Annotated in this window: 6 protein-coding genes; 3 read left to right on the top strand and 3 right to left on the bottom strand. The window is 66.3% G+C overall.

What is annotated here, in order from left to right; translation table 11 throughout:
- Nucleotides 1-226 precede the first annotated feature (226 nt).
- Nucleotides 227-487 (bottom strand): DUF2312 domain-containing protein, encoded by a 261-nt coding sequence (locus ACLPJJ_RS06365; RefSeq protein ID WP_443590107.1) that lies wholly within the window; start codon nucleotides 485-487, stop codon nucleotides 227-229.
- Nucleotides 488-603: 116 nt separating this feature from the next.
- Here ACLPJJ_RS06365 and ACLPJJ_RS06360 point away from each other — a divergent pair, with 116 nt between their 5' ends.
- The 3 genes from ACLPJJ_RS06360 (at nucleotide 604) to ACLPJJ_RS06350 (ending at nucleotide 3,895) form a co-directional block, all read left to right on the top strand.
- Entirely contained in the window at nucleotides 604-1,719 is a 1,116-nt protein-coding gene (locus tag ACLPJJ_RS06360) for a glycerate kinase type-2 family protein (protein WP_443590106.1), read from the top strand.
- A 7-nt stretch (nucleotides 1,720-1,726) separates the two neighbouring features.
- Entirely contained in the window at nucleotides 1,727-3,151 is a 1,425-nt protein-coding gene (gene pyk, locus ACLPJJ_RS06355) for a pyruvate kinase (RefSeq protein WP_443590105.1), read from the top strand.
- 153 nt (nucleotides 3,152-3,304) lie between these two features.
- Nucleotides 3,305-3,895 (top strand): hypothetical protein, encoded by a 591-nt coding sequence (locus ACLPJJ_RS06350; RefSeq protein ID WP_443590104.1) that lies wholly within the window; start codon nucleotides 3,305-3,307, stop codon nucleotides 3,893-3,895.
- A 53-nt stretch (nucleotides 3,896-3,948) separates the two neighbouring features.
- Here ACLPJJ_RS06350 and ACLPJJ_RS06345 read toward each other — a convergent pair whose 3' ends face one another.
- Together ACLPJJ_RS06345 and ACLPJJ_RS06340 are read right to left on the bottom strand one after the other, a co-directional pair.
- Nucleotides 3,949-5,316 carry a glutamate--cysteine ligase gene (locus ACLPJJ_RS06345; RefSeq protein WP_443590103.1) on the bottom strand — a complete coding sequence of 456 codons (1,368 nt, stop codon included), beginning with the start codon at nucleotides 5,314-5,316 and terminating at the stop codon, nucleotides 3,949-3,951.
- Between the two features lie 14 nt (nucleotides 5,317-5,330).
- The coding region (locus ACLPJJ_RS06340; RefSeq protein ID WP_443590102.1) for an RsmE family RNA methyltransferase at nucleotides 5,331-5,754 on the bottom strand (424 nt) is incomplete at its 5' end.

The raw sequence follows: 5,754 nt of genomic DNA, 5'->3' as shown, positions 1-5,754 counted from the left end.
GTTTCGTCGGGGAGGCAAAGTCCCGCGCCGGCGCTGTCGAGCTGGCGTGCAAGGCGCTCGACATGGCGGAATGAGAGCCCCTTACAAAACCCTACTATGCCGAGCCGAGTGGTACCGTTTTTTTGAGCACCGGAGCGGAGCGTACGTTAAAGTACGTGAGCACCGGAGCGCAGAAATGCGGTGCCACTCGGCCGGCATAGTAGGGTTTTGAAAGGGGCTCTAAAACTCACATGCCGATGGCGCGCCGGTACACGTCCAGCAGGGTTTCCTGCTCCTCGACCTCCGCCGGCTCCTGCTTGCGGATGCGGATCAGCTGGCGGATCACCTTCACGTCGAACCCGGCGGATTTCGCCTCGGAATAGATATCCTTGATGTCGTTGGCGAGCGCCTTGCGCTCCTCTTCCAGCCGCTCGATGCGCTCGATGATGCTGCGCAGCCGCTCACCGGCGATATTGGTCGGCTTTTCTTCGGTCGCGGCCTGGGACATCGGTATCACTCCTGCTCGTAAAGGAGCGCCGGGATAGAGCCTGGCCTCGGGCGGCGTCAATGCCCGTGTTGCCGGGCGGGGTTGCGCCGGCGAAACGGCTGACGGATACATGACGCGTGGAGGAAGACAGGCGCAAATTTTTGCGGCGCATCTTTGGCGCGGCGATTGCCGCGGCCAACCCTGCTTTTTGCGTGCCCGCGCACCTGCCCCCGCTTGGCCCTGGCCGGAATATCGTGATCGGCGCCGGCAAGGCCGCCGCTTCCATGGCCGCCGCGCTGGAGGCCGCCTGGGGCGATGCGGATTATGAGGGCGTCGTTGTCACCCGCTACGGCCATGCGGTGCCCACGCGCAGGATTCGGGTGCTGGAAGCCGCCCATCCGGTGCCGGATGCGGCAAGTGAGGCAGCGGCACGGGAGATATTGGCGGCGGTGCGGAACCTCAGCCCCCAGGACCAGGTGGTGGCGCTGATCTCGGGTGGCGCCTCGGCGCTGATGGCCCTGCCCGCGCCGGGCATCACCCTGGCCGACAAGATTTTGGTGAACAAGGCGCTGCTCGCCTCCGGCGCGCCGATCTCGACCATGAACCGCATCCGCACGGCGCTCTCAGGCATCAAGGGCGGCAAGCTCGCCGCCGCCTGCGCCCCCGCCCGGCTCGTGACCCTGGCGATTTCCGACGTGCCGGGGGATGACCCGGCCATCATCGGCTCCGGCCCCACCTGGGTTCCGGGCGCAGATTACCGGCTGATCGCCACGCCAAGGATGGCCCTGGAAGCCGCCGCGCGGGAGACCGGGATGGCGGCGGAGATTCTGGGCGACGCACTGGAAGGCGAAGCGGCGGAGCTGGGCCGCGCCCATGCCGCGCTGGCGCTGCGGACGCCCGGCCCCAAGCTCCTGCTCTCCGGCGGCGAGACCAGCGTGAGCATCGGCGCAGGTCCTGCGGGCCGGGGCGGGCGAAACATGGAATATCTGCTCAGCCTCGCCTTGGCTCTGAACGGTGCCGCCCATATCTGGGCGCTGGCCGGAGACTCGGACGGCATCGACGGCACCGAGGACGCCGCGGGCGCGGTGATCGGGCCGGACACGCTCGCCCGCGCCGCCGCGCTGGGGCTGGACGCGGCGGACTTCCTCGCCCGGCACGACAGCTACAGTTTTTTCCTGGCCCTGGATGACCTCGTCGTCACCGGGCCGACACTGACCAATGTGAACGACATCCGCGCCATACTCACCACATGAGGTTGCCATGACCGAACGGTTGCGCCGCCATCGCCGGACCAAGATCATCGCCACGCTGGGCCCCGCAAGCTCCACCCCGGAGATGATCGCCCAGCTCTTCCAGGCCGGGGCGGACGTGTTCCGCCTCAATTTCTCCCACGGCTCGCATGAAGACCACGCCCGTCGCATCGAGATGATCCGCGCCGTGGAGCAGAAATTCCGCCGGCCCATCGGCATCCTCGCCGATGTGCAGGGGCCGAAGCTGCGCGTCGGCACCTTCCAATCCGGGCGCGTGCAGCTTCAGGCGGGCCAGAATTTCATTCTGGACATGAACATGGCCGCGGGCGACACGCGGCGCGTCTGCCTGCCTCACCCGGAAATCCACGCGGCGGCGGAGATTGGCACCACGCTGCTGCTCGATGACGGCAAGCTGAGGCTGCGCGTGCTGCACAAGCGCGGCGACCATCTGCTGACCGAGGTGCTGAACAGCGGCGTGCTCTCCGACCGCAAGGGCGTGAACGTGCCGGATGTGGTGCTGCCGATTCCGGCCCTCACCGCAAAAGACCGTGCCGATCTCGACTTCGTGCTGCCCCTGGGCATCGACTATATCGGCCTGTCCTTCGTGCAGCGGCCCGAGGACGTGGCCGAGACCAAGGCCCTGGCGGCGGGACGCGCCTGCGTGATGGCAAAGCTGGAGAAGCCGCAGGCGCTCGATAACCTTGAGGCGATCCTCGACCTCGCTGATGCGGCGATGGTGGCGCGCGGCGACCTCGGCGTGGAGCTGCCGCCGGAGGAGGTGCCGATCGCGCAGAAGCGCATCATCCGCGCCGCCCAGCTGCGCGGCAAGCCGGTGGTGGTGGCAACGCAGATGCTGGAGAGCATGATCTCCGCCCCTGCCCCCACCCGCGCCGAAGCCTCCGACGTGGCGGCAGCGGTGTTCGACGGCACTGACGCGGTGATGCTCTCCGCCGAATCCGCCGCCGGGCAATACCCGCGCGAGGCGGTGAACATGATGGACCGTATCGTCGCCCGCGTGGAGCGCGACGAGGACTGGCGCAAGAGCCTCGACGCCAAGCGCCCGGCACCAGAGAAATCCTCCGCCGATGCCATCGCCGCCGCGGCGGTGCAGGTGGCGCATACCATCGGGGCGCAGGCGATTGTGGCCCTGACAGAATCCGGCTCGACGGCACTGCGCGTCGCCCGCGAAAAGCCGGACTGCCCGGTGCTGGGGCTGACCACCAGCCTGGCCGTGGCAAGGCGCCTGGCGGCTGTGTGGGGGGTGCATGCCGTCACCACCGAGGGCGTACATTCCATGACACAGGCGGTCGAGAACGCGCTGAAACTGGCCCGCACCGAGGGGTTCGCGAAGAAGGGTGATGAGATCGTCATTGTCGCCGGAATCCCCTTCGGACAGCCGGGCACGACCAACGCCTTGCGCGTGGCCCGGCTATAGCCAGATTACAAATTCGCAGCACGACATGAAATCTTTTAATTTCAAATACATACAATAAAGAGTTGGCAAATTTAGCGCTTGGCGGCTTACGGTTTTGGCTGTATTTACTCTATAGTAATTTACGCTTCCGTTACTTTTTTTAAGGATCGACCATTGCAAACACTGTCTTCGGCCCCGGTGCGGGGCAAAGCCCTTCTGAGCCTCGGATTAACCGCCCTCGTGGTGACCGGCTGCGCCAAGTCGGGGCAGCAGGCCACACTCGAGCCGCCGCCGCCCCCGGTGGGACATTCCTACCCCGTGGCCGTGGACGTGCCGCCGCCGGTCTCACCGGGGATCAAGTTCTCCGCTGCGCAGCATGAGCAGGTCCAGCAGGCGTTCAACGTCATCGGGCTGAAATCCGCGCTCATGGTGGCAGCGCTCACCTGCGGCGAGCAGGACCGGTACGATGCGTTCATGCAGGACTTCCAGCCGCATGTGCTGCAGGCGCAGCATGTAATGGATGCGTATTTTCGCAAGGCCAGCGGCCGCTACAGCGGGCAGAAGATGGAAGACAGCTTCGTCACCCAGCTGGCGAACAACCAGACCATCGCCGGCATGACGCAGGGCTCGGCCTTCTGCGTGAACAACACCGCCGAGTTCCAGGCTGTGCTGGCGCTGAAGTCCAGCGATGATCTGGACCATTTCGTAACCGACCTGTCGCCTGCGGCGGCGGCCCAGGTGGCGAGCGCCAGCCCCGCCCCGTAAGCTGCTTCGGCATCCACGAAAAAGGCCCGCTGGAAGACGGGCCTTTTTTATTGTTACAGCGCCGCCTCGGCGAAAATTTTCGTTACATCCCCGCCCCAGTCGCCATGATAGCGGGCGAGCCAGTGCTCGGCCTGGGTGGGCGCACCTTCGGCGATGTCCTGCAACGGGCGGAGATAGATCCGCTCATCCTCTCCGGCTGCATTCTTGCGTGCCCGGTTCTTCAGGCCCTCGGCGGCGATGGCGAGCACGTCGCGGGCCAGATCGCGCAGCGTACCCGCGCCGAGGCCCGTGTTGATGCCAGTGACCGGCACGGCTTCGCGCAGGGCGAGGACATTCTGATAGCTCATCGGCCTGACCAGCGCCGCAGCCGCGTCCAGCGCCGCCTGGTCGTAGAAAATCCCGGTCCACAGCGCCGATTGCGCCAGCATCATCTCCGGCCGGCCCGAGTCGGCGCCGCGCGTCTCGATATATTTCTTCAGCCGCACATCCGGGAAAGCGGTGGTGGCATGGTCGGCGAAATCGCCCATCGTGGCGCGCTCGCCCGGCCGCGCCGCCAGCCTGCCCGCCATGAAGTCGCGGAACGAGGCGCCGGTGGCGTCGAAATAATTGCCGTCGCGGTAGACGAAGTACATCGGCACATCGAGCAGCCAGTTGGCATAAGCCTCAAAGCCGAAGCCGTCCTCGAAGATCACCGCCGGGATGCCGGAGCGCGCGTTATCCGTATCCGTCCAGACCAGGGCGCGGTTGGAGAGATAGCCGTTCGGCCTGCCCTCGTAGAAGGGCGAGTTGGCGAACAGCGCCGTGGCCAGCGGCTGCAGCGCGCTCGCCACCCGCCTCTTCTTCACCATGTCGGATTCGGAACAGAAATCCAGGTTCACCTGCACTGTGCAGGTGCGGAACATCATATCCAGCCCGCGCGTGCCGACTTTCGGCATGTATTCGCGCATCAGCTTGTAGCGGCCTTTGGGCATCATCGGCATGTCCGCCCGCTTAGCCACGGGGTGGAAGCCGAGCGGCGCGAAGCCAAGCCCGAGCTTCGGGGCGACATCGCGCAGCCTCTCGACATGCGCGTCCAGCTCCGCCTTGGTGGCATGGAGGTCCGCCAGCGGCGCGCCGGAAAGCTCGAACTGCCCGCCCGGCTCCAGCGACAACGAAGCGGAACTGCCCTTCAGCCCGATGGTGTTGCCATGGTCGAGGATCGGCTCCCAGCCCTCGCGCGCCTGCATGGCGGCGAGCAGCGCGCCAATGCCCCCCTCTTCCTCATAGGTAGGCGGTGCGAAGCCGTTCAAGCGGAAGCCAAACGCCTCGTGCTCGGTGCCGATTTTGTAGCTGTCTGCCGGTTTGCAGCCAGATTCGAGATAGGCGGCGAGGTCGCGCACATCCTCGACGATCCGCGAATCGGCGTTTCCGGGGTTGGACAAGTTCTACTCCCTGTTCAGGGCTGCGCCGCGAGCTGCAGCGCCAGCCCGGCAATGGCGGCGGTTTCGGCCCGCAGGATGCGGGCTCCCAGGGACACGCGCATCACCTGGGGTGTGCGACCGATAGCTTCAAGTTCCGCCTCGGTAAAGCCGCCCTCGGGCCCGACCATCAGCGCTGACGGCCCCGCCGCAGGGCCAAGCAGGGCGCTGGTACGGCGTTCATCTGCCACGAAAAGCTGGCGGTCCGGCCATTGCGCCATGAGCTTGCCCAAGGGCAAGGGCGGGCGGATCTCCGGCACGGCCAGGCGCTCGCATTGCTCCGCGGCCTCGATGGCGATGGACCGCAGCCGCTCCAGGTTCACATGGTCGGCATTGGTGCGGGCGGTGATGATGGGCTGGATGACGGAAACGCCGAGTTCGGTCGCCTTCTCCACCACCATG

Origin of the sequence: Acidocella sp., assembly GCF_052326845.1 — a bacterium.
Classification (GTDB): Bacteria; Pseudomonadota; Alphaproteobacteria; order Acetobacterales; family Acetobacteraceae; genus Acidocella.
The sequence above is the reverse complement of the archived record's forward strand: the minus strand, read 5'-3'. Positions and strand labels throughout refer to the sequence as shown.

Coding starts and splice junctions, on each gene's coding strand:
- ACLPJJ_RS06365 (WP_443590107.1), bottom strand. CDS start 487: ATGTCCCAGGCCGCGACCGAAGAAAAGCCGACCAATATCGCCGGTGAG.
- pyk (WP_443590105.1), top strand. CDS start 1,727: ATGACCGAACGGTTGCGCCGCCATCGCCGGACCAAGATCATCGCCACG.